The organism is Haloferax sp. Atlit-6N, from assembly GCF_003383195.1.
GTDB lineage: Archaea > Halobacteriota > Halobacteria > Halobacteriales > Haloferacaceae > Haloferax > Haloferax gibbonsii.
The window spans coordinates 1-440 of sequence record NZ_QEQJ01000390.1; the positions used below are offsets into that span (position 1 = coordinate 1).

Here is a 440-nt window from a genome sequence, read left to right on the forward strand (position 1 = left end):
AACACGCGCGATCGGTTTTCCTCGTCGATACCATCGCCGTCGTCCTCGACGTAGAAGCCGTTCTCAAGCCCTCCGATGGTGACTGTCACGTCATCGCCGCCGTGTTCGACACTGTTGCTAAACAGGTTTTCGAGCAGTTGTTCCAGTCGGCTCCCGTCGGCACGAATGACAGCGTCGGCCTCGACAGTAAGTTCAGCGTCGCCGGTTTCGACGTTGTGCCAGCACTGCTCGGCCGTGTCCGCAAGCGCCACGACGCCGGCATCAACCGACTGCTCGTCGCGTGCGGCCGCGAGCAGGTCGTCAATGAGTGTCCGCATCCGCGCGAGCGCGTCGCTGGCGCTGTCGAGGTGTTCGCTGCTGTCCTCTTGCCGGGCCAGTTCGATTCGGCCCTCGGCGACGGAGAGTGGGTTCCTGAGGTCGTGGCTGACGATGCTAGTGAA

General features: G+C 63.0%; 1 protein-coding gene. It reads right to left on the reverse strand.

The features are described from left to right. The coding region (locus DEQ92_RS22890) for a HAMP domain-containing sensor histidine kinase (protein WP_147299609.1) at positions 1 to 440 on the reverse strand (440 nt) is incomplete at both ends.